Here is a 24620-nt window from a genome sequence, read left to right on the forward strand (position 1 = left end):
GGCCATGACCGACCGCAGCGACGATGATTTCCGCATCCGCCCCGGCGCCCCGAAGAACCGGGGCCAGGGCTTCGTCTCCAAGGTGCTCAAGCAGGCGGGCAAGGCCAGTGGCGGCAAGTCCTCGGTGCGCCGTACCGCAGCCGGCGGCGGCAGCGCACGCGCTGGCCAGCGGCCCGGCTCGCGCCTGGGGCGCGGGCATACGGCGGCACGCTTCGCAGGCGCGAAGCTGACGCCCATGTCGCGGCGCGTGACCATCAAGACGCTGCTGCTCAACCAGCGCCAAGCCAGCCCGCAATCGCTCGCCAAGCATTTGCGTTACATCGAACGCGACGGCGTCGGCCGCGATGGCGAGCCGGGCCGGGCTTACGGGCCGCAGGCCGACGACGCCGACCTCGAAGCCTTCAAGGAACGCTGTGCCGACGACCGGCACCATTTCCGCTTCATCGTCTCGCCCGAGGACGGGGCCGAACTGGACGACCTGCGCACCTACACGCGGCATCTGATGAACCGCATGGAAGCTGACTTGGGCACGTGGCTGGATTGGGTGGCGGTGGATCACTGGAACACCGACAACCCCCACACGCATTTGATCGTGCGCGGGCGCGACGACACCGGCAAAGACCTCATCATCGCCGGCGACTACATCGCTGATGGATTCCGCCATCGTGCCGCTGAACTGGCGACCGAATGGCTGGGGCTGCGCACCGAACTGGAGATCCAGCAGACCTTGCAACGCGAGGTGGAGCAGGAGCGGTGGACGAGCCTGGATCGTACGCTGCAACGCGAGGCCGGCGAAGACGGCCGGGTGCAGATCGAACGCTTCAACGAACCGAAGCTGCAACGCCAACGCCTGCTGCTGATCGGCCGCCTGCAACGCTTGCAGCGCCTGGGGCTGGCCGACGAGACGCAGCCGGGCACCTGGGCCGTCCATGCCGATGCCGAGAAGACCCTGCGCGCCCTGGGCGAGCGTGGCGACATCATCCGCACCATGCAGGGTGCCATGCGCGGCGAGCCGCGCGAACTGGCGGTGTTCGAGCCGGGCGACGATGGCCGAACCATTCTCGGCCGCGTAGCCGCGAAGGGGCTGGCCGACGAGCTGCGCGACCGCGGCTATCTGGTCATCGACGGGGTGGACGGCAAGGCCCACTACGTCGTGCTCAACACCCGCGACGAGCTGGCGAACTATCCCACCGGCGCCGTGGTGGAGGTGAAGGGATCGGCCGACGTGCGCGCGGCCGACAAGAACATCGCCGTGCTGGCGAGCGATGGCCTGTACCGCACCGACCACCACCTTGCTATCGCGCAGGGCCAGGCCGTACCGGGCCGCGATCCGCAGGAAGTCGTCGCGGCCCACGTCCGGCGCTTGGAAGCCCTGCGCCGGGCAGGCATCGTGGAGCGCGTGGCCGAAGGGCTATGGAAGGTGCCGGGCGACCTGCCCGATCAGGGCCGTCGCTACGACGCGCAGCGCCTGGGCGGCGTGGCCGTGGAGCTGAAATCGCACCTGCCCATCGAGCGGCAGGCCCGCGTGATCGGGGCCACCTGGCTTGACCAGCAGTTGATCGGCGGCGGCTCTGGCCTGGGCGACCTGGGCTTTGGCGGCGAGGCCAAGCAGGCAATGCAGCAGCGCACCGACTTCCTGGCCGAACAGGGGCTGGCCGAGCGGCGCGGCCAACGCGTCATCCTGGCGCGCAATCTGCTGGCAATGCTGCGCAGCCGGGATGTAGCGCATGCCGCGAAGGACTTGGCCGCCGAAACTGGCCTGGAGCACCGGCCCGTGGCCGATGGCCAGCGCGTGGCGGGTATCTACCGCCGCAGCGTCATGCTGGCCAGCGGACGCTACGCCATGCTCGATGACGGCATGGGGTTCAGCCTGGTGCCATGGAGGCCTGTCATCGAACAACGACTCGGTATGCCGATTTCTGCGCAGGTACATGACGGCCGCGTATCCTGGCAAATCCGACGGCAACAGGGCTTATCTGTTATCTGAAGCCAGCAGCATATCGAGCACCCACTGCAAGGATGCGTCTACAAGCGTTCTCGATGTTGACGACCGGAATGCGCCCGATGCCCATGCCGCGCAGCGCCACCTGTCCGGGGATCAGCACCTGGTCGGCCATGACACCAGCAGCGGCGTTGCCCATGTGGGCCGCCTGCAGTTGGGACGGGGTGATGCCTGCATTGGCAATGGCTTCGCCAATCGCCTCGGCGGCGAGCGATTTGAGACCGCAGTCAATGTGCTTGCCGAAACGGGTCATGCCCGTGCCAGCGACGAAGACGGGCTGCATGGAAAGCGTCTAAGACTGGGCGGATGAGGAATTTGCACGCCTGCGCCAGAGGCTGGTGATCCAGCCGCTCAAGCCATTTGGGGCCAGGAAGACCATTGCGAGCAGTGCGAAGCCGAAAATCATCCACGGGGCGGATTGCGACACGCTCTCGGCCAGGTTGGGCGTAAGCACGATGAAAGCAGCCCCCAGGAAGGCGCCCCACAGGCTCCGCACCCCGCCCACGAAGCTGCCCACCAGCAGGGACACCGAGAGCAGGAAGGGAAAGTTCTCGGGCGCGACGAACTGGCCCGCCACCACGCTCAGGGCACCGGCCAGGCCGGTGAACGCCGCGCTGAGGCCGAACATCTGCGTGCGCAGGGCGGTGATGTCGAGCCCGCCCGCCGCCGCCGCGAGCGGCTGGTCGCGCGAGGCGTCCACCAGGCGGCCGAACTGCGAGCCGAGAATCCGCCGCGCCAGCAGGAAGGCGCAGAGCGCGCAGGCCGCAACGCAGGCCATGATGGCCCAGTCCGCCCGGTCGGCCAGCACCCCTGGGAACACAGGTTTTTCCAGGACGATCCCCGCCACGCCGCCGGTCAGCCACTCGATCTTTTTCCACTTGAGCGCCTGCGGTGTCACGACCGCCACCGCGAAGGTGGACAGCGCCAGATAAAGCATGGGCAGCCGCAGCGCCGGGAAGCCGAAGAGGAAACCCGCCACGAAGCACAACAGCGCCGCCACCGGCACGCCCACGTAGAACGGCCAGCCCAGGTGATGCGAGAGCACCGCCGCGGTATAGGCACCGATGGCGAAGAAGGCGCTGTGGCCGAGCGAGATCTGGCCCGTGTAGCCGGTGAGCAGGTTCAGGCCCATGATGGCGATGCCATAGATCAGCACCTGCGTCATCACGTACAACGGATAACTTTGCCAACTAAAGGACCAGGCCAGCAGCGCGAGCCCGACCACCGAGGCCGTCCAGCGCAACCAGGTGGGCGATGCCGCCGGGCGGATGTTGAGTGGGGCGTTCATGGTATTCATGCTCACACCCTCACCTGAACCGTCTTGCCGAAGATGCCGGCGGGCCGCAAGACCAGCATGGCGATGATCAGCAACATGATGCAGGTCAGCTTCAGGTCGTTGCCGACCACATAGGCGCCCAGCAGGTTCTCCAGCACCCCGATGGCGAAGCCCCCGGCCACGGCACCCACGGGGCTGGCAATGCCGCCCAGCAGCGCGCCCGCCAGTGCATAGATCAGCGGCCCCATCATCATCGACGGCTCCAGGAACACGATGGGCGCGGCCATCAGCCCTGCCACGGCACCGGCCACCGCCGCAAGGCCCCAGCCCACGGCCAGCACCTTGTTGGTGCTGATGCCCACCAGCTCTGCCGACGGCGCGTTCACCGCCACCGCGCGCATCGCCAGGCCGAAGCGGGTGAAGCGGAAGAACACGAACACCGCCGCCAGCTCGGCAAGGGTGACGAGCAGAACGCCGACCTCATGGGCCGAGAGAAAGGGCTCGGCACGGCGGAGAACACCACCGAACGGCGTGGCGAACTCCTGCATCTCATGTCCGAACAGCCAGCCGACCAGGCTGTTGAGGATGATGAGCAGCGCGATGCTGGCCGCCACGACCGAGAGCACCGGCTTGTGCCGCAGGGGCTGGAAGATGACCCGCTCCAGCGCCAGCCCGAGCAGGAACGCACCCACGACCACGACGGCGAAGGCTACCCACCACGACGCGCCAGCCTGAACCAGCGCCCAGCTCATGTAGGTGGAAAACATCGCCAGTTCGCCCTGCGCGAAATTGACGGACGAAGTGCAGCGGTAGATGAGCACGAGCGCGATGGCCAAGCTGGCATAGATGCCGCCCGCCGCCAGGCCCGAAGCTATCTGGTGAAGAAATGCTTGCATGGTGAACCTTTGTTTGTTCAGTGGCCGAGGTAGCTGCGGCGCACGGCGTCGTCTTCGCGCAGCTCGGCAGCGGTGCCCTGGGCGGTGATGCGTCCGCTTTCGAGCACATAGGCCCGGTTGACCAGGTTCAGCGCAACCTGGGCGTTCTGCTCCACGATGAGGGCCGTGAGGTGCTCGGTTTCGCGCAACTGGTGCAGGAGTTCGTAGATCTCCTGCGTCACGCGCGGCGCGATGCCGAACGAGGGCTCGTCCAGCAGCAGCATCTTGGGGCGCATCATCAGCGCGCGGGCGATGGCCAGCATCTGCTGCTCGCCGCCGCTGAGCGTGCCCGCCGCCTGCTTCGCGCGGCTGGACAGCTTGGGGAACAGCGTCTGCATGCGGGCGATGTCCTGCTCGATGCCGTCCTTGTCGCGGCGGTGGATGGCGCCCACGCGCAGGTTCTCCAGCACCGTCAGGTCGCCGAAGGTGCCGCGCCCCTCGGGCACGTGGGCGATGCCCAGCGAGGCGATGGCGGGCGCGGCCATGTCGATGATGTCCTGGCCCTCGAAGCGCAGCGTGCCCGTGGCCGTCACCTGCTGGTGGCTGATGGCGCGCAGGATGGAGGTCTTGCCCGCGCCGTTGGCGCCGAGCAGCGCCACCATTTCGCCCGCCTGAACGTGCAGGTCGATGCCATGCACCACCGCCGTGCGGCCATAGGCCACCGCGAGGTTGCGGATTTCAAGCCGTTGGGTCACAGCACACCTCCCAGATAGGCATCGAGCACGGCGTCGTTGTTGGCCACTTCCTCGGGCGAGCCCTGGGCGAGCTTGCGGCCAAAGCTCAGCACCGCGAGGTCGGAGCAGGTCTTCATCACGAAGCGCATGTTGTGTTCCACGACCACCATGCTCAACTTCAACTCTTCATGCAGGCGCAGCAGCACCTCGCGCAGTTCATCGACCTCGCCAGCGGTGAGGCCAGCGGCAGGTTCGTCGAGCAGCAGCAGCTTGGGCTGCGTCACCAGCGCCCGCGCGATTTCCACGCGGTGCTGGATGCCCACTGGCAGTTCCGCCACGCCCCGGTCCGCATACGCAGACAGCCGCAGCGTGGCCAGGGCCGCGTCGGCCGAGTGTGCGATTTCTTCCTCGGCGGCACGGACGGCGCGCGAGCGCAGCGCGGCACCCAGCATCGACACCGGCAGCCGCGCGTGCGCGCCCACCATCACGTTCTCGCGCACCGTGAGCGACGGGTAGAGCGCCACGTTCTGGAAGGTACGGCTGAGGCCCAGCCGGGCGACGCCGTGGCGCGGCAGGCGTGTCAGTTCAGCGTGGCCGAAGCGCACGCTGCCGCGTGTGGGCCGGTACAGGCCGCTGATGCAGTTGAAGCAGGTCGTCTTGCCGGCCCCGTTCGGCCCGATCAGGCCGAAGATGCTGCCCTCAGGCACGTCCATCGAGAAGGCGTCCAGCGCAACGACGCCGCCAAAGCGGATCGTCAGATCGCGTACGGAAAGAATGGGTTCCATCGCTGCGCTCGACCCGTCAGGACGACATCACCTTCCAGCTCGTGCCATCGAACTGCTGGATGCGCATGTCCGGTATCGGGTGAGGGCGGGCGTCGCTGGTCTTGACACGCAGGCCCGGCAGCATCATGGGCAACTCCATGTCCAGGCGGCGCGCCTGCCGCAGGATGTTCTCGCGCGAGAGGTCGTTGCCGCACTGCTTGAGCAACTGCACTGTCACTTGCCCAAGGCAAGCACCGAGCACGGTGAGGTACTCCTTGGCCGCGCCTTTGTTGTATTTGTCCATGAAGGCATGCCAGGCCTGGAACCCGGGGTCGTCCTTCCAGGTCAGGTCGCCCGGATCCTTGACGAACGCGGCGCTCATGACGCCCTTGACCTTGTCCAGCCCCACCGGGGTCAGCACCATGGGCACCGAAGACGCACTCGGGTTGATGTAGATCGTCGGCCGCCAGCCGATGTCATGGGCCTTGCGCAGCGACTGGAGGGTGGCTTTGGGCGAACCCCAAGCTACCAGCACGTCCGCGCCCGAGGCCTGCATGGAGACGATCTGCGAGTCCACCGTCGGATCGGACACCTCGTGCGATTCTTCGCGCACGAGCGGCTTTCCGGCGGCGGCCAGAACCTCCTTCATGCCGCGCAGCACATCCTTGCCGGCATCGTCGTTCTGGTAGAACATGGCGATCTTCGCGTTCGGCCGCGTCTGCAGGATGTGCCTGGCCAGAATGCGCCCTTCGTCGGTGTACAGGGGCAGCCAGCCCATGCTCCAGGGGAACTTGGCCGCATCGTCCAACCACGTGGCGGCACCGGACGAAACAAAGAGCTGCGGTACTTTGGCGTTGTTGAGATAGCTACGCGTCGCCAGCCCGGTGGACGAGCCTATCTGACCCGCGATGAAAGCCACCTGCTCGCGCTCCACCAGGCGGCGCACTTGCTCCAGGGTTTTCGGCGGGCTGTAGCCATCGTCGGCCAGCACCAGCTTGAGCTTGCGCCCATTCACGCCGCCCTCGGCGTTGACCAGATCAAACCATGCAGACATGGCCTTGCCGACGGCGCCATAGCCTGCGGCCGGGCCGCTGAGCGGCAGGGTCGAGCCGATCTTGATTTCGCTGTCCGTCACGCCTGGGGTGCCCGCGCCCTGCGCGCGGGTCAGACCAGAAACGCCCGCCAGCATGGCGCCGGAAAGCATGGTGATGAATTGTCTTTTCTGCATGATGTCTCCTGTGGTGGTTGGATGGGTCAGGTGAATTGATGCGTCAGCGCGGCGCCATGCGAAGGGCACCATCCACGCGGATGGACTCGGCGTTCATGTAGCCGCAAGTGACCAGAAACTCGACGGCCTGCGCGAATTCATCGGGGTCGCCCAAACGCTTGGGAAAGGGCACGCTGGCCGCCAGCGCCTGCTTGACGTTGTCCGGCAGGGCCAGCAGCAAGGGCGTGCCGAAGATCCCCGGCAGGATGGTGTTGACGCGAACGCCTTCGTCCATCAGGTCGCGCGCGATCGGCAAGGTCATGCCCATAACGGCGGCCTTGCTGGCGGCGTAGCTGGCCTGGCCGACCTGGCCGTCCACTGCGGCGGCCGAAGCGGTGTTGACCACGACGCCGCGGTCGCCGTCGGCCAGCGGTTCCAGCGCCAGCATGCCCGCCGTCGACTTGGCAATGCAGCGGAACGTACCCACCAGGTTGATCTGCACGATGCGATTGAAGCGATCCACCGCACTCGGGCGGATCTCACCCGTTTTCCGGTCGCGGCTGACAGTCTTGACGGCGTCGGCCGTGCCGGCGCAGTTGACCAGAACGCGTTCCTGCCCGATCGCGGCGCGGGCCTTGGCGAAGGCTGCGTCCACCTGCTCCTCGGACGTCACGTCCACATTGCAGTAAACGCCGCCAAGCTCGCTTGCCAACGCCTGGCCGACGGCTTCGTTCATGTCGAAGATGGCGACTTTGACGCCGTGGCTGGCCAAGAGCCGGGCCGTGGCAGCTCCCAGACCGGAAGCCCCCCGGTGATGACGGCAGAAATGTCGGAATTCAGTTTCATGGTTTTTCCTTGATAGATGACAGACAGGCGTTATTGGCCAGTGAAGTTGGGGGCACGCTTGTCCAGGAATGCCGCTTGCCCTTCCAGGTTGTCGGCCGAACGCAAAACGACGAAGAAATTGCGCTTCTCATGCTCCAGGCCCTGCGCGAGTGGAGTTTCAAAGCTGGCCAAGGCCGCATCTTTCGCGAGCGCCACGGCCAGCGGCGAATTGGCCGCAATCCGGCTGGCCATCGCCAACGCCGTCGGCAGGGCCTGGCCGTCAGCAGTCACTTCGGCGACGATGCCGACGTCGCAGGCCTTGCGGGCGTCGATGAAATCGCCGGTCAGCAGCAGAGCCATCGCCTTGGACTTGCCGATGGCATGGATCAGGCGCTGGGTGCCGCCAGCACCGGGAATGGCACCCAGCTTGACTTCCGGCACGCCGAACTTGGCTGACTCGCCGGCGATCACGATGTCGCAGGCCAGCGCCAGTTCCATGCCGCCGCCCAGCGCGACCTTTTCCACCGCCGCAATGACGGGCTTGGGGAAGCTCCCCAGTTCCGAAAAGAAGTCCCAGCCCGTCGCTGCGCGATCACCCAGCAGCGGCGCGGCGCGCAGCACCTCGAACGCCGTGATGTCAGCTCCGGCGCAAAACACGCCCTCGGCGCCGGTGATGATGACGGCTCGCACGGCATCGTCGTCGCGCAGTTGCGCAAGCTGCGCGCGCAGGCCATCGAATACCGCGCGGTTCAAGCTGTTCTTCGCACGGGGGCGGTTGATGGTCAAGGTGACGATGGCGCCTTCGCGGCTGACGAGCACTTCGCTGGATTCGCTCATGTTGGCCCCGCTCATGCCAGCCGCTCGATGATGGTGGTGTTGGCCGTGCCCGAGGCCTCGCAAATGGTCTGCAGGCCATAGCGACCACCCCGGCGCTCCAGCTCGTACAGCAGGTCGGTGAGCATCCGCGCGCCGGTGGAGCCCAGCGGATGGCCGATGGCCATCGAGCCGCCATTGACGTTGAGGCGGTCGTCCGGGACGCCGAATTCCTGCTGGAACATGAGCGGCACGCCGCCGAAGGCCTCGTTGACCTCGAACAGATCGATGTCGTTGATGCTCAGGCCCGCTTCCTTCAGTGCCTTGCGGGTGGAATCGAGCACGGCGGTGAACTGGATCACCGGATCGGCGGCGGCCACGGCGGTGCTGACGAAGCGCGCACGCGGCTTCAGGCCGTGCTGCTTGGCATAAGCGCGGCTGGCGATCAGCAGCGCGGCGGCACCATCGCTGACCTGCGACGAGTTGCCGGCGGTGGTGGTGCCGTTGGCGGCAAACGCCGGCTTGAGCGTGGCCATCTTCTCGGGGTCGGGGTTGGCGCGCACGCCCTCGTCGGCAGCGACGATCGGGCTGTTCGGGTCGGCCGGATCCTCGGTCAGCTGCACCAGCTGATCTTTGATGCGGCCGGCCTGCATCGCCTCGGTGGCGCGCCGATGGCTGCGCACGGCAGAGGCATCCAGGGTCTCACGCGTAAGACCGAAGCGCGTGTTCAGCAACTCCGACGAAACGCCTTGCGGTATCAGCGGGTTGTCCTGGTAGCGCGCCAGCTCGCGCGGACTGTATTGCGAGCCGAGCGGCGCGCCGGGCTTGAACGACGGCGGCAGCGGCGCCTGCGACATCGACTCCACCCCCCCGCCGATGGCCAACTGGTAGGCGCCCGCCTGGATACCATGCACGGCAAAGCTCACCGCCTGCTGGCCAGAGCCGCATTGCCGATCGACCGTCACTGCCGGGACGGATTCGGGCAGCCCCGCCGCCAACACGGCATGCCTCCCCAGGTTGCCGTGCTGCTGGTCCCACTGCAGCACGCAGCCGACGATCACGTCGTCCAGATCCGCCGGGTTGATGCCGGATTGCTCGACCAACTGGCGCAGCGTCTCGGCCATCAGGTCGACGGGATGCCATTTATGCAAGCGTCCGCCGCGCTTGCCCACGGGGGTGCGCAGTGCACCAACGATGACGGGTTCATGATCATTCATGTTGTTCTCCTGTAGCAAAAGGTTGGCTCACTCGGTGTAGCGGCCCACGTGCTCGGCGCGTATGCGCTTCTTGTCGAGCTTGCCGACGCTGGTCTTGGGGATGGCTTCGACGAACAGGACCTGATCGGGCAACTGCCACTTGGCGAAGGCGCTGGTCAGGTGCTCCTGCAGTTGTTCCTGGGTCGCCTGCTGGCCGGGCTTCAGCACAACCAGGGCGAGCGGCCGTTCCTGCCACTTCGCATGAGGAATGCCGACCACCGCAGCGTCGCGCACGGCCGGGTGGCCCATGAGCAGGTTTTCCATGTCGATGGAAGAGATCCATTCACCACCGCTCTTGATCACGTCCTTGATGCGGTCGGTGACCTTGAGGTAGCCGTTCTCGTCCACCGTGCCGACATCGCCCGAGCGCCACCAGCCGCCCTCCAGGAAGCGATCGCCGGAATCGGGCATGTCGTGGTAGCTGGTCGTGATCCAGGGGCCGCGCAGGCAAATCTCGCCGGCCGACTGGCCGTCGTGCGGCAGATCCTGGTCGTTGGCATCGAGGATGCGGATGTCCACGCCGGTCAGGACCAGGCCCTGCTTGCGCTTGAGATTCCACCGCTCGTCCTGGGTCAAGCGCTTCCTCAACGTGGGCTTGAGGCGGTTGACGGTCACCAGCGTCGTGGCTTCGGTGGCGCCGTAGCCGTGCACCACCTCGGCACCCGTGAGTTCGTGGAAGCCGATCATCATCGACAGCGGCGGCTCGCTCGCGCCGGACAGCATGCGCATGCGGCTGAAGTCCGGCTTGACCGGCAGCGTCTCGATGTACTGCAGCATCGGTTGGAAGATGGCCGGTGCGCCGTTGGTGATGGTCACTCCCTCGGCAATCATGGTGTCGACCAGCGGCTTGGTGTCCTCGGCAGCGTAGCGTCCCGGCAGCACGATCTTGTCGGCCAGCAGCGTGGCGGCCTGCGGCAGGCCCCAGCACTGCCCGTGGAACATGGGCGTGATGAGCATGACGCAGTCGTCCAGCGTCATGCCCATGTTGGTGGCCATGCCCGTGGAGTGCAGGTAGATGCCGCGGTGCGAGTAGTACACGCCCTTGGGTTTGCCCGTGGTGCCGGTGGTGTAGCAGGCGCTGTAAGCCGAGGTTTCGTCGATCTCGGGCCAGTCGATCTTGGCGTCGGCGGCGGCCAGCAGGTCTTCGTAGTGCAGCAGCGGTTTCAGCGTGGTCTTGATCTGGTCCAGCGGCTTGTCGGTCATGACGATCCAGCCCTTGATCTGGGGCGAGTTCGCTGCGACGGATTCGGCGATCGGCAGCAAGGACTCGTCCACGCAAACGTAAGACACCTTGCTGTGGCCGACCACGTAGCCCAGGTCCTCGGCGCCCAGGCGCAGGTTCATCTGCAGCATGACCGCGCCCAGGCCGGGGATGGACCAGTACAGCTCGAAGTGGCGCCGGCTGTTCCAGTCCAGGATGCCGACCCGGTCGCCCGGCTCGACGCCGAGTGCGCGCAGTGCATTGGCGCTGCGGCAGACGCGCGCGTAGCAGTCGGCATAGGTGTAGCGATCCCAGCCGCCATCGGGTGTGCGGTAGACGATCTCCTGGTCCCCGTGGGTGCGCGCAGCGTGTCGGATCAGCGTCGTGGTGTTGAGCTGGCATTCGTTGCCCGTGGTGGACGGGCAGCCGCGGATGGGCTGGGCGGTGTTGGTCATTTTCTTGTCTCCTGAGTGGTTGCGTTGAGTGCCTGGAACCGCGGGGCCGGAGCCGCTTCGATGGCGCCGGAGGGGGTGGATTGGTAGATGCCCCTTGCCGCGTTGTGCGGATGCCGCACTGCCTCGGCCAGGCTGAGCACGGGCGCAAAGCAGGCGTCACTGCCTTCGAGCAACTCGCACCAGTGCGCCCGGGGCCTGCTGCGAATGAGGGCCGCGATGCGCTCCTTCAGCGCTGGCCACGTCGCCGTGTCGTACTGGTCAGCAGGGTTCACGTCCGCCAGGCCCAGCTTTGACAGCAGCAGTGCGTGGAATGCGGGCTCCACCGCCGCGAGGCTGATGAAGCCACCGTCTGCGCAGGCATACACGTCATAGAATGGCGAATCGTGAAACGGACTCGGCTGCGCGCCATCGATCTGCCCATTGGCGCGAATCCAGTGCACCAGCGTGCCCATCATGGCCACGATGTCGACTATGGCGGCGTCCACGACCCGGCCACGGCCGGTGGCGCGCGCATCCACCAGCGCGCAGGCGACACCGAAGGCCATGCCCAGCGCCCCGGCCGCGTCCCCAAGTACCGAGGGCGGCACGATGGGCGCCTGCCCCTTGCGCGCCGACAGCGACAGCAGGCCCGTCAACGCGACGTAGTTCAGGTCGTGACCAGCGGCCCGGGAGAGCGGGCCGTCCTGGCCCCAGCCCGTCATCCGGCCATAGACCAGCCTGGGGTTGCGCGCCGCGCATTCGGCGGGGCCGAACCCCAGCCGTTCCATCACACCCGGGCGATAACCCTCGATCAAGACGTCGGACTGGGCGATCAGCTCCAGGGCGTGCGCTTTGCCGCCGGGCGATTTCAGGTCGGTGACCTCGACCGTCTTGCCACGGTGCAGCGGATTGGCTGCCGCGCCACCCAGCGGCTGCGCCCCAGCGGCCTGCTCGGCCCGTGTCAGCGCAATCACCTCGGCACCCATGTCGGCCAGCATCATGGCGGCCAGCGGGCCCGGCCCGATCCCTTCGAACTCCACCACACGGACGCCGTGCAGTGGCCTTTGCAGCGTGTGCGGGGCGTTCACAGCTTCCTCGCAATCAGTTCCTTCATGACCTCGTTCGCGCCACCGTAGATCTTTTGCACACGCGAGGCGGTGTACATGCGCGCGATCGGGTATTCGGACATATAGCCGTAGCCGCCGAACATCTGCAGGCACTCGTCCACCACGCGGCACTGCTGCTCGCTGCACCACCACTTGGCCATGTACGCGGCTTCGGCGTCGAGCGTTCCGTCCAGCAGCCGCTGGGTGCAGTCATTGACGAAGGTGCGCACCACGTGGGCGATGGTGGCGATCTCAGCCAGCTTGTGGCGCGTGGTCTGCATCTCGAACATGGGCGCGCCGAAGATCTTGCGCTCCTTCGTGTATTCAATGGTGAGTTCCAGGGCCCGGTCGATGATGGCCGCTGCCGGCACGGCGATGGACATGCGCTCGTAGGGCAACTGGCCCATCAGTTGCTTGAAACCATGCCCTTCGACGCCTCCCAGAAGTTGATCGACCGGCACGCGCACCCCGTCGAAGAAGAGTTCGGCGGTGTCCGACGCATGCAGGCCGATCTTGTCGAGTAGGCGACCCACGCGGAACCCTGGCAAGCTCTCAGTCTCCAGCACGATCAGCGACAGGCCTCGGCTGCCCGCCTCGCCGGTGCGTGCGACCACGATCAGAAGATTGCAGGTATAGCCGTTGGTGATGAAGGTCTTGGCGCCATCGATCACGTAGTGATCGCCATCGCGGCGCGCGCGGGTGGCGATGGCCTTGAGGTCCGTGCCGCAGCCAGGCTCGGTCATCGCGATGCCGACCAGCATCTCGCCGCTGCTCAACTTGGGCAGCCAACGCTGCTTCTGCTCCTCGGTGCCGTAGTCCATGATGTAGTGCGAAGCGATGCTGTGCACCTGGACGTTGTTGGGCATTTCCGCTCTGGTCAACTCATCCTGTACCACCAACTGGTAGGCAATGCTGGCCCCGGTGCCGCCGTAGGCTTCGGGCATTTCGGGCAGCATGAAGCCCATTTCGCCGAAGGGCCGCCAGGTTTCGCGCGGGACGTAGCCCTGCTCGCGCCAGCCGGGCAGCTTCGGAGCCATCTCGGCGGCGATGTAGCGGCGAATTTGGTCGCGAAAGGTCTCGATGTCGCTGTCCATCCAGGGTTGACGGTGCAATTGCGGCAGCATGGGAGCGGCTCCTCAGAAGGTTTGTACGATGAAGGTTTGAAAACTTGGCCAGCGATGCGGCCCCGGGTCATGCCCGCATAGCCACAACGGGGCGGGCGAAGCGTCGAATCTCTGCGTTCTCAGTCTGTCCAGGGCATATGGTCGGCATTCAGCCCGTGCGCGTCTTGCCCGCCAGTGCATGGCGAGTTGACTTTGCGTGTGCAAGGGAAAACCCGGCTGACTCGACCGGCCCGATGGCGGAGCCGTGAGCAGTCATGCCGCGTGCATCGCTGGGCGACACTCCAAAGCGTTGTTTGAATGCGCGGCAGAAATGGCTGGTGGAGTTGAAGCCCCAGTGAAAGGCGATCGCCGAGACCTGCAGATGCCGGCAGACCGGGTCAACGAGTGTCCGCCAGCACGCTTGCAATCGGCTTTCCAGGATGTGGCCGACCACCGTGGTATCGCCCTGCGCAAACAGCGCATGAAGGTAACGCAGTGAAATGCCGTGCGCCGCGGCAATGCGTGCCGGACTCAGGTCATCCTCTTGAAAATGCTGGGCGATGTAGGCCAGTACTCGTTCGCGCAACGCGGCCATGGCCGTGAATCGAGTGGCGCTCTCCGGCTCTGGCAGCGCAATGTCCAGAAGCCCGATCACCGTGCGGCAAAGGGCGACGTGGGCGGAGGGCGGCACGGCGCCGATCTGCTTGGCCAGCCCCATCAGGTGTTGGCTGAGCAGTGAGCCCACGCCTGTGTGGCTGTCAATGCGGCAGGCTGCGGGCGGCTGCTTGCGGCCCGGTAGATGCTCGCGCATGAGCTGCCAGGGAATCATCAACGACACGCTGTGGGTTCGTTCCAGCACCTCATAGTCTTGCCGCTGATCGGTACGCCAGAGGAACATGTCGCCCTCGCAGAATGGCGTGTCCCACTGCTGCAGCTGCACTCGGCCGCTCAGGTTCAGCTGCAGCCCCAGGCAGAACTCATCGTCGAATGGCGAATGTCCAGGAGGAGACTGGTCGGCACAAGGACCGGTCACGGTGCATACCAAGGAGGCTCCGGCGAGTTCGTGTCGCCGCAACTTCGCCTGGAATGCAGCAGGCTTCGCCGGGGAGGAAAGACTCCAGCGCTGGAAGGAGTCCTTGAGGATCGCTTCCGTCGCATCTATCCTGCCCTCGATGGGCGCATGGTCGATGGACCATTCCATGGGTGACTGTTGCAGCACTTGTCGTCTCCTGAATCTGCCCCCGGACGCCGCAGCCCATCGGGACCGGAGCGTCGACACCGTGGCGTGCTTTCGTGCGGCGCTCAGGGTGCCCAAGGCATACAGGAAATCGTAGGCAGCGGTGCTTGGCGCGGCAATGACGGATGGTCTCGATCAACTGACAAGGCACCTCTTTCGACGGATGGGGGAGCGAGGCAACCCCGCAACCGAGCGGCCCTGCGCTAACCTCCCGGCATCGACGGCGAACTGAAGATGCAAGGAGACGATGATGGATCTGGGTGCAATGCTGGCAGGCAAGCGGGTGCTGGTCACGGGGGCCTCGTCGGGCTTGGGCGAGAACTTCGCTCGGCTGGCTGCTGGTTGCAAGGCCAAGGTAGTGATTGGGGCGCGGCGCAAGGCGCGGCTCGACAAGCTCGCCCAGGAGCTCGAAAAGCTCGGTTCGCCTCAGGTCACGGTGCTGGAAATGGATGTGGCTTCCGAGCAGTCCATCGACGACGCCTTCGCCGAGATAGACGCCTCGGGCACCATCCTCGACGTGGTGGTTAACAACGCCGGGGCTTCCAACGACGCCTTGTCGCTCACGCTGCCTGCGTCCGACTTCGACTCGCTGATGAAGACCAACGTGCGCGGCGTGTGGCTGGTGGCCGCGCGTGCCGCGCAGCGCTGGGTGGATGCGGGGCGGGGAGGCTCAATCATCAACATCGCATCGATCCTGGGCGAGCGCGTGATGCCGGGTTCCATGCTGTATGCCACGTCCAAGGCTGCAGTCGTGCACATGACCAAGAGCCTGGCGCTCGAATGGTCACGCCACGGCATTCGCGTCAATGCCATCGAGCCGGGCTACATCGGCACCGAGATGACCGATGCCATGTGGGAGACCGACTATGGCAAGGCGCTTATCAAGCGCATCCCGATGCGCCGTCTGGGTAAGCCGGAGGACCTCAACGGTCTGTTCTTGCTGTTCGCGACCGAGGCTGGGTCGTGGATGACCGGCGCCTGCGTGCCAGTGGATGGCGGGCATCTGTGCTCGTCGCTTTGAGTGCGACCGCGTCGAAGCAGCGCTACGTCTTTTGGGTACGCGAACGATAGGCGCCTGGCGTGCTGCCGGTCCATGACTTGAAGGCCCGCTGGAAGGCGGTGCCGTCGGCGAACCCCAACTCGGCGGCGATGGCGCTCAGCGCGGCATCGGTGCTGGTCAACCGAACGATCGCCATGTCGCGCCGTAACTCGTCCTTCAGCACTTGAAAGGACTTGCCCTCCACGGCCAGATGCCGCTGCAGTGCGCTGACCGACATGTGCAAGCGCTGCGCGGCGACAGTCAGATCGGGCCACTCCGGGCACGCTTGCTGCAATAGCGCGCGCACCCGCGCGCTGGCTGTCCGCTCGATTAGGCGCGGGCCGATCAGGTTGCCCGGTGTGGCACGCAAAAAGGTCTGGAGCGCGGCGGTGTCACGGCGCATCGGCTGCGTGAATGCGGATGCCTCGAACCAGACCGCCGACCGCGCCTGCCCGAACCGCAACGTGCCCGAGAAGATTTGGGCATAGTCTGCGGCACGCGGCGGTGGCTCGAAGGCAAAATCGAACCCTCTGGGCACCAGCCGGCCGCCGTGCAGCCATACCAGCAGACGCCAGAAGACGCGCAACAGCAGCCCGTGCAGGAAGTCTGAATGTTTGCCCGGGGCGCGGCGCACGTCCAGAGCAGCACCCTTGAGCAAGCCATCAGAGACGGGCACGAGCGCCACGTCGTCCTGCAGCAGGGCGAAGGATGCACTCACGCGCTGCAAGGCGGCTGCCAGCGTCCTGGCCCCGAGCGTAGAGCGAGCCATCAGCGCAAAGCTGCCGCAGCGCAACGGCCGACCGTGTAGATAGCCTAGGCATTCGTCGTCCAAGCTGTTCTTCACGGCACTGAAGAGTGCGATGTATTGCTCTATGGTCACACGCGACTGCTCCAGATGCAGAAGCGACTCGGCGATGCGGGCCTGCGCCAGAACGCCATCCAGCCAGGACTCGGTGGCCAGTCCTTTGCTGCGCGCGCCGTCGAGCAGGCCATGCACGGCAAAAACAGGAACAGTGACGACGGGTTTCAACATGGTCAAATGGAACAACGATAGCTGGCGCTGAATCCGAAATTACACTAAGAAAACGGCCCGCAAACCGATGGAACGTCGCTATGCCCACGATCATCTTGCGCTGGTGCCCACGCCGATCGGCGCTGTGCATGTCGCGGGCAACTGCGCGACGGTCAATATGACAAATGGCGAACCAACGCCTATGTCGCGTAGCAGATGCTCGCACTATCAACGCTATGGCATCCCCTGCACACGCACGGGATAGCGCACGAAGGCAGGCTCTTTCCCTTCATATCCATTCCCAAAAAGTCCGCGTTGCTGGCAGTGCTGGCTGGACGCAAGCGCGCTGGGTGGCACGACGGGTGCTACAGGCACGTCGGCGCCATGCAAGCGTGCGAGCAAGACCGTGGATTCCTGCGTGGTGATGCGTTGCGCAATGGCGGCATTGATTTGCGCAGCCCGGCGCGTGCGCGCTGCATGGCTTGCATAGTCAGGGCCGCGCAAATCTTCCAAGCCCAGCACCTCCACGAGCCGCGCCCAGAAGTGGTCTTCGAGCGCGCCCAGCGAGATCAGTACGCCATCGGCGGTTTCAAAGACGCCATAAGCAGGCTTGGCCAGGATGTCCTCACGCTGCTCGCGCACCGATGACAGCCCTGCCTCGTGGAAGTGGCCCAGGCGCGGATTCATCCAGTGCGCGGCACAGTCGGTGAGAGAGACGTCCAGATATTGGCCCTGGCCCGTGCGCTGGCGTTGCAGCAGCGCCGCCAGCGTGCTCGACAGCGCATACATGGCGCCACACAGGTCCGCCAGCGGAATGCCCGCGCCATGGTCGGGATGGACCGCATCGCTGCCCGAGAGCGCGAGTACGCCTGCGGCAGCCAGATAGTTGATGTCGTGGCCCGGCATCTGCGCCAGGGGCCCGTGTTGACCATAGCCGCTGAGAGAAACATAGACGATGCGTGAATTCAGCGCGGCCAGCGCCTCATAGCTGAAGCCCAGCCGCTTCATGACACCGGGGCGGAAGCCTTCGACCACCACGTCGGCGTCGGGCACTTGCTGGCGAAGCGCCTCGGCTTGTTGCGGATTCTTGAGGTCCACCATGAGGCTGTGCTTGCCCCGGTTGACCGAGGCGAACAGGCCCGGTGCGATTTTGCGGGCATTGTCGCCGTGTGGCGGGCGCTCGATCTTGATCACGTGGGCGCCCAGTTCGACCAGGTTTTGCGTGAAGAAGGGACCAGGCAGCAGCTCGGAAAAATCAAGCACGCGAAGGCCGTGCAAGGGCAGTGAGGAAGAAGTGGACATGGGCGGTCAGCCGTCAGACAAGGAAGAGGGAGGCTCGGCAGTGCCGAAAGTCATCGCGCCGACTTTGCGCAGAGCCTGCAGATAGCGGTCATGGTTCTTGGCCAGGCGATCGGGTGGCCCCGCCAGGCTGATGGCCAGGGGCTCCTTGCCCAGCATGCCGGAGATGGCTAGCGCATCCATGCCCTCGCCGCCTTCGCTGTGGGTCTGATACCAGCCGCGCAGACGGCTTTCGGCGACTTCCGCCGCAATGGCGTAGGGATCGGTGACGGTGCTGTCGGTGATCTTGCGCAGCGGCTTGAGGCGCAACTGTCGCGCGATTTCCTCAGGAGTCTGCGTGCCCAGCAGGGCTTTGCCCATGGCTGAGGTATGGAGTGCGATGCGCTCGCCCACATTGAGCACGTAGCGCAGCGGGTGCTTGCCTTGCTGGACGGCGACCGCGCGCACGGTGCCGTTGTCGAGCCGGCCGACGAAGGATGTCTCGCCCGTGGCCTCGGCCAACAAGTCTGCCGCCTCCGTGCCGGCACGCAGCAGCGGGTCGTTGTGCGCGATCTCGAGCGCGATCTGGTGCAAGCGCCCGGTGGGATAGAAGCGCCGCGTCCGCGCGGTCCGCATGAGGTAGCCCTCCTCGTGCAGCGTGTGCAGCAAGTCCGAGCAACTGCTCTCGGGCAGGTTGAGCAGGCGGGCGATCTCGGAGTTGGAAAGGTCGCGCTTTTCCATCGCGAACATGTCGAAGACGGCCATGGTGCGGGCCGATGCAGGTACGAAATTTGGCATGGTGCACGCAATTTTCCTACGAAATTCCGTAGTTCGCACCGATTCTTTGAAATTCTAGTTGTGTGCTCTTGGCTATGCAGAGGTGGCTTATCGATAGGGCTACAGGAAGGCTTGAGGGTCTTTCCCCCTCTGGGAAGGCATGCCTGACTAGAGAGTGGTTAGTGTTGCATCGGATTTTTAAGGGAAAACCCCTATTATTTCGATAAATCCAAAAAATACAATAGGTCGCAGTTGATTACGGTATTTCGTAGAAAGGTGAGAAGATGAACTTGGGAATCAGAGGTCGTGTCGCGGTGGTTACGGGCGGTGCCCGGGGCATCGGTGCCGAAACGGCGCGCGCCCTGGCGGCCGAAGGAGTGAAGCTGGTGGTGTCCGACATCGACCTCGTGGCGGCCGAGGCGGTTGCGGGCGAAATCCGGGCCCAAGGCGGTCAGGCCATCGGTGTGCGCTGCAACGTGACCGACAAGGCCGAGGTGCGCGATATGGCGGCTGCGGGCGTCGAGGCGTTCGGCGCCGTGGACATCCTGGTCAACAACGCAGGCTTCAACAAGGACCGCTATCTCACCAAGATGGCCGAGACCGAGTGGGATTCGGTGGTGGACGTGGTGCTTAAGGGCGCGTTTCATTGCAGCCGCGCCGTGCTGCCCGGGATGATGGAGCGCCAGTGGGGGCGCATCGTCAACATCTCCTCGCGCTCGGTCTTCGGCAACCCCGGCCAGACCAACTACAGCGCGGCCAAGATGGGCTTGATCGGCTTCACACGCGCCTTGTCGCTGGAGCAGGCCAAGTTCGGCATCACCGTCAATGCGGTGGCTCCAGGCTTCGTCGAAACCGAACTGATGCAGGCCAACCCCGGCTACCCCAAGCTGCGCGAGCTTGCGCTGGCCAAGAACCCCGTGGGCTTCCTGGGCGCCCCCGACGACATTGCCTCCGCCGTGACCTTCATGGCCTCGGAACGGGCGCGCTACATCACCGGCGTGACGCTGTACGTGACAGGCGGGCGCTTTTCTTCTTGATGACCGTGAGCAACCAACACGATGAACTTCGACTTCACTTCCGACCAGATTGCGCTGCGTGACAGCGTCCGCCGCTACCTGCGCAACGTGGTGAGCCCGCGTATCGCCGAGTGCGAAAAGGAAAAACACATTCCGCTGGATCTGCTCGCGGGCCTGAGCGAGTTTGGCTACATCGGCGGCATGCTGCCCGAGGATGCCGGTGGCCTGGGCTTGGACTTCGTGACGTGGGCCATGCTGATCGAGGAGGCGGGTTACTGCTGGGGCGCGTTGCGCACCATCGTCAACACCACCAACATCTTCATGCGCCTGGTCAACGGGCTGGGAACGCCTGAGCAGAAGACGCATTTCCTTGAGCCGGTGCTCGCGTCGAAAAAAGCGACCGCCGTGGCTTTCAGCGAGCCCAACCATGGCTCGAACCCCGCGGGCATCGAGGCCCGTGCCGAGAACAAGGGAGACCACTACCTCCTGAGCGGCACCAAGCTGTGGATCACCAATGGCAAGGCGGCTGATTTCCTGATCGTGATGGCCCGGCTGCAGGCAGCTGAGGGAGAGGGCGGCCTGTCGCTGTTCCTGATCGACAAGGCGCAGACGCCGGTCGAGGCGCGCCTGGTTGACAAGATGGTGCTCAAGGCTTCGGGCACATCCGAACTGTTCCTGGACGGCATCAAGCTGCCCAAGTCCGCATTGCTGGGCACCCCAGGCTCAGCGCTCAAGAATGTTGCCATCGGCCTGAACTACGGGCGCCTGAACATCGCCATGGGTGCGGTGGGTGCGGCGCAGGCTGCGCTCGACCTGTCGGTGGAATACGCCAAGACCCGTAAGCAGTTCGGCAAGCCCATCGGGCAGTTCCAACTGGTGCAAAAGCACATCGTGGACATGCTGGTGCGTACCGAAGCAGCGCGCGCCCTGGGCTACAAGGCGGCGATGTCGATGGAAAACGGCCTTCCCTCGCGCATTGAGTGCTCGCTGGCCAAGCTCTATGCCGCAGAGGCTGCGCACGAAGTGGCCAAGATGGCCATCGCAGTGCATGGCGGCATCGGCTATTCGACCGAATACCCGCTGGAGCGCATCTTCCGCGATACCGCTGGGGGAGTGATTCCCGAAGGTACAGCGGAGATCCAGACGCTGATCGTCGGGCGCGAAGTGCTGGGCATGTCGGCGATTGCCTGAGGGAAGACGCATGGACACGAGCACCCTTCCAGCGCCCCAAGCCATTGCCTCGTTGCGCTACCACTGGGAAGACCTGGAGCCGGGCCTGAGCTTCGAGACATCAAGCCGCACCGTCACCGAGGCGGACGTGGTGGGCTTCGCCGCGCTAAGCGCTGACTACAACCGCCTGCACGTCGATACACAGTACGCCGCTCAGTCGCCCTGGGGCACGCGCATCGCGCACGGCATGTTGGTGGCCTCGATTCTCTCGGGCTTGAACACGCGCACCGTCATCAATCAACTGCTGGAGCCGTCGCTCATCGGCCTGCTGGAGATGACGTACCGCTTTCCCAAGCCGACGCTGATCGGCGACACCCTGCATGGCCGCATCGAAGTTGCGAGTTGCAAGCCAACGTCCAACCCCGCGCGCGGCATCGTCGTCTTCCGTCGGCAGGCATTCAACCAGCATGGCGAAGCCGTCTGCGAGTGCGATGCAACCATGATGGTTGCGCGCCGGGTTACCTGAGTTTTCTTCAACAAGAGGCTGAACATGATCCGTACCGAAATCGGCTACACCACCATTGACAAGATCACCGTGCGCGAAAAAGACCTGGCCAAGGAACTGCTGGGCCAGGTGGACTTCGTAGACATGATGATGCTGGCCATCCTGGGCCGCATGCCCGACGAGCGTGAGAAGAAGATGATCAATCTCATCCTCGTGACCGCGTGCGACCACGGCCTGACGCCCAGCGCGATGAGCGCGCGCCTGACCTACCTCGGCGCACCCGAGGCCATGCAGGCCGCCGTGGCCGCCGGACTGCTCGGCGCGGGCAGCGTCTTCCTGGGCACGACGCAGAATGCGGCCGAACTGCTCATCAACGCGGCACGCGACCTGAAGGACGAAGACGGCGATGATGCATTTGTCGCCTGCGCGCGCGAAACCATCCGCCACGCACGCGAGAAAAAGCAGCCCATCTACGGCGTGGGGCATCCCATCCACATCCACGGTGACCCGCGCATTCCGACCCTGGCCGCTGTCTCGCGCGACAACGGCTGCTTTGGCAAGCACTGGCGCCTGATGTACGCCATCGAGCGCGTGTTCCGCGACGAGATGAGCAAGAACTTGCCGATGAATGCGGTCGGCGCCATCGGCTCGATCATCGGCGACATGGGGCTGGACCCCCTGCTGGCACGCGGCTTCATGCTTGTTGGCCGCGCGGCGGGCCTGATCGGCCACCTCTACGAAGAGCGCCAAAACCCCATCGGACAGCAACTGTGGGATCTCGTCCTGGAGCAGGACCCGCGCAATGAAATCCCGGGCAAGCGCCGCGGCGCTGAGTGAGGTGTGCCATGAAGGACGAAACGCAAGGCATGATGTTCCAGAACTTGGATTTGCTGATGGAGCCGCGCTCGGTGGTCGTGGTCGGAGCTTCCGACCGGCCGGCAAGCCTGGGCCAGCGCGCGCTGACCAACCTTATCGAGCACTCGAAATTCCAGGGTGAGTTGTTCCTGGTCAACGCCACCAAGGACGAGGTCATGGGCCGGCGCAGCTACCGCCGTGTCGAAGACCTTCCCTATGCGCCCGATCTCGCTGTGGTCGCCGTACCTGCCAATGTCGCCAACGATGTCCTCGAAGCCTGCGGCAAAAAGGGCATCCGTTTTGCCGTGGTGCTGACCTCGGGCTTCGGCGAGGCGGGCGAAGAGGGCAAGCGCCTGGAAGCACGCATGCGTCAGATTCCCGGTGAAACGGGAATCCGCATCTACGGGCCGAATTGCCCCGGTCTGACAAACACCAACAAGGGCTTGGGTTTCACCTTTTCCCCGTCCTTCGAGCATGACCGCATGACCGGGCCGATCGGCCTGGTGACGCAAGGCGGCGGATTGGGGCGCACCTTCCTGCAGGCATGTGATCGCGGCGTGGGCATCGGGCTGTGGTGCTCCAGCGGCAATGAGGCGGATCTCACCGTGAGCGACTACATCCACCACATGGTCTCGATGCCCGAGATCAGGGTCATCGTCACCCTGCTCGAAGGCATCAACGACCCGCCGCGTTTCGCGCAAGCGGCGCTGAAGGCTGCCGCGCACGGCAAGCCCATTGTGGCGCTCAAGGTCGGCAAATCGGAATACGGAATCAAGGCCACGCAATCGCACACGGCGGCGCTATCGGGCACCGCCGAGATCAACAGCACAGCCTTCAGGCAATTGGGCATCATCGAAGTCGATGACATCGACGAATTGATCGACACCGCCGCTTTGCTGGCGCGCGGCGTGCCAAAGAAGGATGCGCGCGTGGCGGTCTATTCCTTTTCGGGCGGCACAGTGGCGCTAGCGGCCGACATGCTCGGCCTGGCGGGTCTCGCACTGGCCGAGTTCGATCCGGCCACGGGCGCGAAGCTGCGCGAGTTACTGCCGTCGTATGCGGCCTTTGACAATCCGGTAGACACCACGGCCGAGATACTGGTCAACCCCGAGATCAGCTTTGGTTCTTTGCTCGCCGTGGCACGCGATCCCAATGTGGATGTGGTGCTGTACCCGATCCCGATGGAGTACGGCGCGACCACGCGTGCAGCCGCCGAGAACATGGTCAAGGTGCAGGCCCAAGTCGATACACCGATCATGCCAGTTTGGCTCAGCGACCGGCTAGGCGAGGGCTTCCAGATCATGGTTGCGGGCGGCTTGGTGCCCGTGCGTAGCCTAGGCAAAGCCATCAAAGCGCTGCAGTGCTGGAACAACTTCAGTAAACGTCAGCGTGGCTTCGATGCGGACTGGCTTCCCGCTATCTGCACCGAGAAGCATCACGCGGAGCAAGGCGTGCGCAAGGTCTACGGGGAATCCGAAGGCAAGGCGCTGCTCGCGGGTGCAGGCGTGCGTGTGCCCTTTGGGCGCGTGGCGCGCAATGCGCAGCAAGCGGTGGTAATCGCAGCTGAAATCGGTGGCGCTGTGGTCGCCAAGATCGCCAGTGCCGACATCCTGCACAAGTCCGACATTGGTGGGGTGATGGTTGGCTTGCGGACCGAAGCAGAAGTGCGTGCGGCCTGGGACTCGATCATGGCCAGCGCGCAAAAGGCTTGCCCGCAGGCGGACATCGACGGCCTGTTGATCGAGCAGATGGCTGATCTCAAGCAGGGCGTAGAGACCTTCATTGGCGTCCACTGTGATCCCTTGTTTGGCCCCATCCTGACCTTTGGGCTTGGCGGCATATACGTCGAGCTATTCAAGGACGTGAGCCGCCGCCTGCTACCGATCACACCTCGCGATGCCGCAGAAATGATCCGCGAAACTCGCTGCCACGAGCTGCTCAAAGGCTTCCGTGGCAGCCCCGCCACCGACATCGCGGCGCTCGAAAAGATGTTGGTGGCTGTCTCGAATTTTGTCGTCCAAGGGAATCATCGTATCCAGGAAATGGATCTGAATCCCGTGATCGTCAGCGCTGCAGGCGTGATGGCGCTCGACGCCGTTCTCATCACAGCGCAACCGGCCCCCTGATTTGCAAAT

The 24620-nt window shown here is 65.0% G+C and carries 22 protein-coding genes and 1 pseudogene; 7 read left to right on the forward strand and 16 right to left on the reverse strand.

Annotated features, from left to right (window positions below):
• The first annotated feature begins 4 nt into the window (after nucleotides 1-4).
• Nucleotides 5-1987 carry a relaxase/mobilization nuclease and DUF3363 domain-containing protein gene (locus ABSY19_RS23300; RefSeq protein ID WP_308326664.1) on the forward strand — a complete coding sequence of 661 codons (1983 nt, stop codon included), beginning with the start codon at nucleotides 5-7 and terminating at the stop codon, nucleotides 1985-1987.
• On the opposite strand, the gene ABSY19_RS23305 is transcribed toward ABSY19_RS23300, so the two are convergent.
• The 13 genes and pseudogenes from ABSY19_RS23305 to ABSY19_RS23365 all read right to left on the reverse strand — a co-directional run bounded on the left by ABSY19_RS23305 (nucleotide 1980) and on the right by ABSY19_RS23365 (nucleotide 14797).
• Entirely contained in the window at nucleotides 1980-2285 is a 306-nt protein-coding gene (locus ABSY19_RS23305; protein ID WP_308326663.1) for a hypothetical protein, read from the reverse strand. The two genes, ABSY19_RS23300 and ABSY19_RS23305, sit on opposite strands and share 8 nt — an antisense overlap.
• Before the next feature lie 9 nt (nucleotides 2286-2294).
• The gene (locus ABSY19_RS23310; protein WP_308326662.1) at nucleotides 2295-3290 is read right to left on the reverse strand and encodes a branched-chain amino acid ABC transporter permease; all 996 of its coding nucleotides are present in this window, start codon (nucleotides 3288-3290) and stop codon (nucleotides 2295-2297) included.
• Between the two features lie 11 nt (nucleotides 3291-3301).
• A complete protein-coding gene (locus ABSY19_RS23315; RefSeq protein WP_308326661.1) occupies nucleotides 3302-4174 on the reverse strand; it encodes a branched-chain amino acid ABC transporter permease in 873 nt (290 codons plus the stop codon).
• A gap of 17 nt (nucleotides 4175-4191) precedes the next feature.
• Nucleotides 4192-4908, reverse strand: a complete 717-nt coding sequence (locus ABSY19_RS23320; protein ID WP_308326660.1) for an ABC transporter ATP-binding protein — start codon at nucleotides 4906-4908, stop codon at nucleotides 4192-4194.
• A complete protein-coding gene (locus tag ABSY19_RS23325; protein WP_291557863.1) occupies nucleotides 4905-5672 on the reverse strand; it encodes an ABC transporter ATP-binding protein in 768 nt (255 codons plus the stop codon). The genes ABSY19_RS23320 and ABSY19_RS23325 overlap by 4 nt, the downstream gene beginning before the upstream one ends.
• A gap of 16 nt (nucleotides 5673-5688) precedes the next feature.
• Nucleotides 5689-6951: an ABC transporter substrate-binding protein gene (locus tag ABSY19_RS23330; protein ID WP_382156358.1), complete on the reverse strand. Its 1263-nt coding sequence runs from the start codon at nucleotides 6949-6951 to the stop codon at nucleotides 5689-5691.
• Nucleotides 6923-7704, reverse strand: a pseudogene (locus ABSY19_RS23335) (SDR family NAD(P)-dependent oxidoreductase). Before ABSY19_RS23335 ends, ABSY19_RS23330 begins: the two are co-directional and overlap by 29 nt.
• A gap of 30 nt (nucleotides 7705-7734) precedes the next feature.
• Entirely contained in the window at nucleotides 7735-8535 is an 801-nt protein-coding gene (locus tag ABSY19_RS23340; RefSeq protein WP_023123319.1) for an enoyl-CoA hydratase/isomerase family protein, read from the reverse strand.
• Complete coding sequence (locus tag ABSY19_RS23345; RefSeq protein ID WP_291557878.1) at nucleotides 8532-9713, reverse strand: thiolase family protein; 1182 nt, start codon at nucleotides 9711-9713, stop codon at nucleotides 8532-8534. Before ABSY19_RS23345 ends, ABSY19_RS23340 begins: the two co-directional genes overlap by 4 nt.
• Nucleotides 9714-9740: 27 nt before the next feature.
• Entirely contained in the window at nucleotides 9741-11408 is a 1668-nt protein-coding gene (locus tag ABSY19_RS23350) for a long-chain fatty acid--CoA ligase (RefSeq protein ID WP_308326658.1), read from the reverse strand.
• Nucleotides 11405-12475, reverse strand: coding sequence for a CaiB/BaiF CoA-transferase family protein (locus ABSY19_RS23355; protein WP_308326657.1), 1071 nt, complete (start codon nucleotides 12473-12475; stop codon nucleotides 11405-11407). Before ABSY19_RS23355 ends, ABSY19_RS23350 begins: the two co-directional genes overlap by 4 nt.
• Nucleotides 12472-13617: an acyl-CoA dehydrogenase family protein gene (locus ABSY19_RS23360; RefSeq protein WP_308326656.1), complete on the reverse strand. Its 1146-nt coding sequence runs from the start codon at nucleotides 13615-13617 to the stop codon at nucleotides 12472-12474. The genes ABSY19_RS23355 and ABSY19_RS23360 overlap by 4 nt, the downstream gene beginning before the upstream one ends.
• A 148-nt stretch (nucleotides 13618-13765) precedes the next feature.
• Nucleotides 13766-14797 carry a helix-turn-helix domain-containing protein gene (locus ABSY19_RS23365; RefSeq protein WP_308326655.1) on the reverse strand — a complete coding sequence of 344 codons (1032 nt, stop codon included), beginning with the start codon at nucleotides 14795-14797 and terminating at the stop codon, nucleotides 13766-13768.
• 286 nt (nucleotides 14798-15083) lie between these two features.
• Here ABSY19_RS23365 and ABSY19_RS23370 point away from each other — a divergent pair, with 286 nt between their 5' ends.
• The gene (locus tag ABSY19_RS23370) at nucleotides 15084-15854 is read left to right on the forward strand and encodes an SDR family NAD(P)-dependent oxidoreductase (RefSeq protein ID WP_308326654.1); all 771 of its coding nucleotides are present in this window, start codon (nucleotides 15084-15086) and stop codon (nucleotides 15852-15854) included.
• Between the two features lie 22 nt (nucleotides 15855-15876).
• Here the strand turns inward: ABSY19_RS23370 and ABSY19_RS23375 are convergent, their stop codons facing one another.
• The 3 genes from ABSY19_RS23375 to ABSY19_RS23385 all read right to left on the reverse strand — a co-directional run bounded on the left by ABSY19_RS23375 (nucleotide 15877) and on the right by ABSY19_RS23385 (nucleotide 18927).
• On the reverse strand, nucleotides 15877-16905 hold the full coding sequence (locus tag ABSY19_RS23375) for an AraC family transcriptional regulator (protein ID WP_308326653.1): 1029 nt from the start codon (nucleotides 16903-16905) through the stop codon (nucleotides 15877-15879).
• 213 nt (nucleotides 16906-17118) lie between these two features.
• Nucleotides 17119-18186 carry a CaiB/BaiF CoA-transferase family protein gene (locus tag ABSY19_RS23380; protein ID WP_308326652.1) on the reverse strand — a complete coding sequence of 356 codons (1068 nt, stop codon included), beginning with the start codon at nucleotides 18184-18186 and terminating at the stop codon, nucleotides 17119-17121.
• A gap of 6 nt (nucleotides 18187-18192) precedes the next feature.
• On the reverse strand, nucleotides 18193-18927 hold the full coding sequence (locus tag ABSY19_RS23385) for an IclR family transcriptional regulator (protein ID WP_308326651.1): 735 nt from the start codon (nucleotides 18925-18927) through the stop codon (nucleotides 18193-18195).
• A gap of 296 nt (nucleotides 18928-19223) precedes the next feature.
• Here ABSY19_RS23385 and ABSY19_RS23390 point away from each other — a divergent pair, with 296 nt between their 5' ends.
• Genes ABSY19_RS23390 through ABSY19_RS23410 form a run of 5 tightly spaced genes read left to right on the forward strand, consistent with a single transcriptional unit; the run spans nucleotide 19224 to nucleotide 24611 of the window.
• Nucleotides 19224-19976, forward strand: coding sequence for an SDR family NAD(P)-dependent oxidoreductase (locus tag ABSY19_RS23390; RefSeq protein WP_308326650.1), 753 nt, complete (start codon nucleotides 19224-19226; stop codon nucleotides 19974-19976).
• A gap of 21 nt (nucleotides 19977-19997) precedes the next feature.
• The gene (locus tag ABSY19_RS23395) at nucleotides 19998-21146 is read left to right on the forward strand and encodes an acyl-CoA dehydrogenase family protein (protein ID WP_308326649.1); all 1149 of its coding nucleotides are present in this window, start codon (nucleotides 19998-20000) and stop codon (nucleotides 21144-21146) included.
• 10 nt (nucleotides 21147-21156) lie between these two features.
• Nucleotides 21157-21651, forward strand: a complete 495-nt coding sequence (locus tag ABSY19_RS23400) for a MaoC/PaaZ C-terminal domain-containing protein (protein ID WP_308326648.1) — start codon at nucleotides 21157-21159, stop codon at nucleotides 21649-21651.
• A 24-nt stretch (nucleotides 21652-21675) separates the two neighbouring features.
• Complete coding sequence (locus tag ABSY19_RS23405) at nucleotides 21676-22467, forward strand: citryl-CoA lyase (protein WP_308326647.1); 792 nt, start codon at nucleotides 21676-21678, stop codon at nucleotides 22465-22467.
• 8 nt (nucleotides 22468-22475) lie between these two features.
• Nucleotides 22476-24611 (forward strand): acetate--CoA ligase family protein, encoded by a 2136-nt coding sequence (locus ABSY19_RS23410; RefSeq protein ID WP_308326646.1) that lies wholly within the window; start codon nucleotides 22476-22478, stop codon nucleotides 24609-24611.
• Nucleotides 24612-24620 lie beyond the last annotated feature (9 nt).

This window comes from Hydrogenophaga sp. ANAO-22 (assembly GCF_042466645.1).
In the GTDB taxonomy this organism is placed as follows: domain Bacteria; phylum Pseudomonadota; class Gammaproteobacteria; order Burkholderiales; family Burkholderiaceae_C; genus Hydrogenophaga.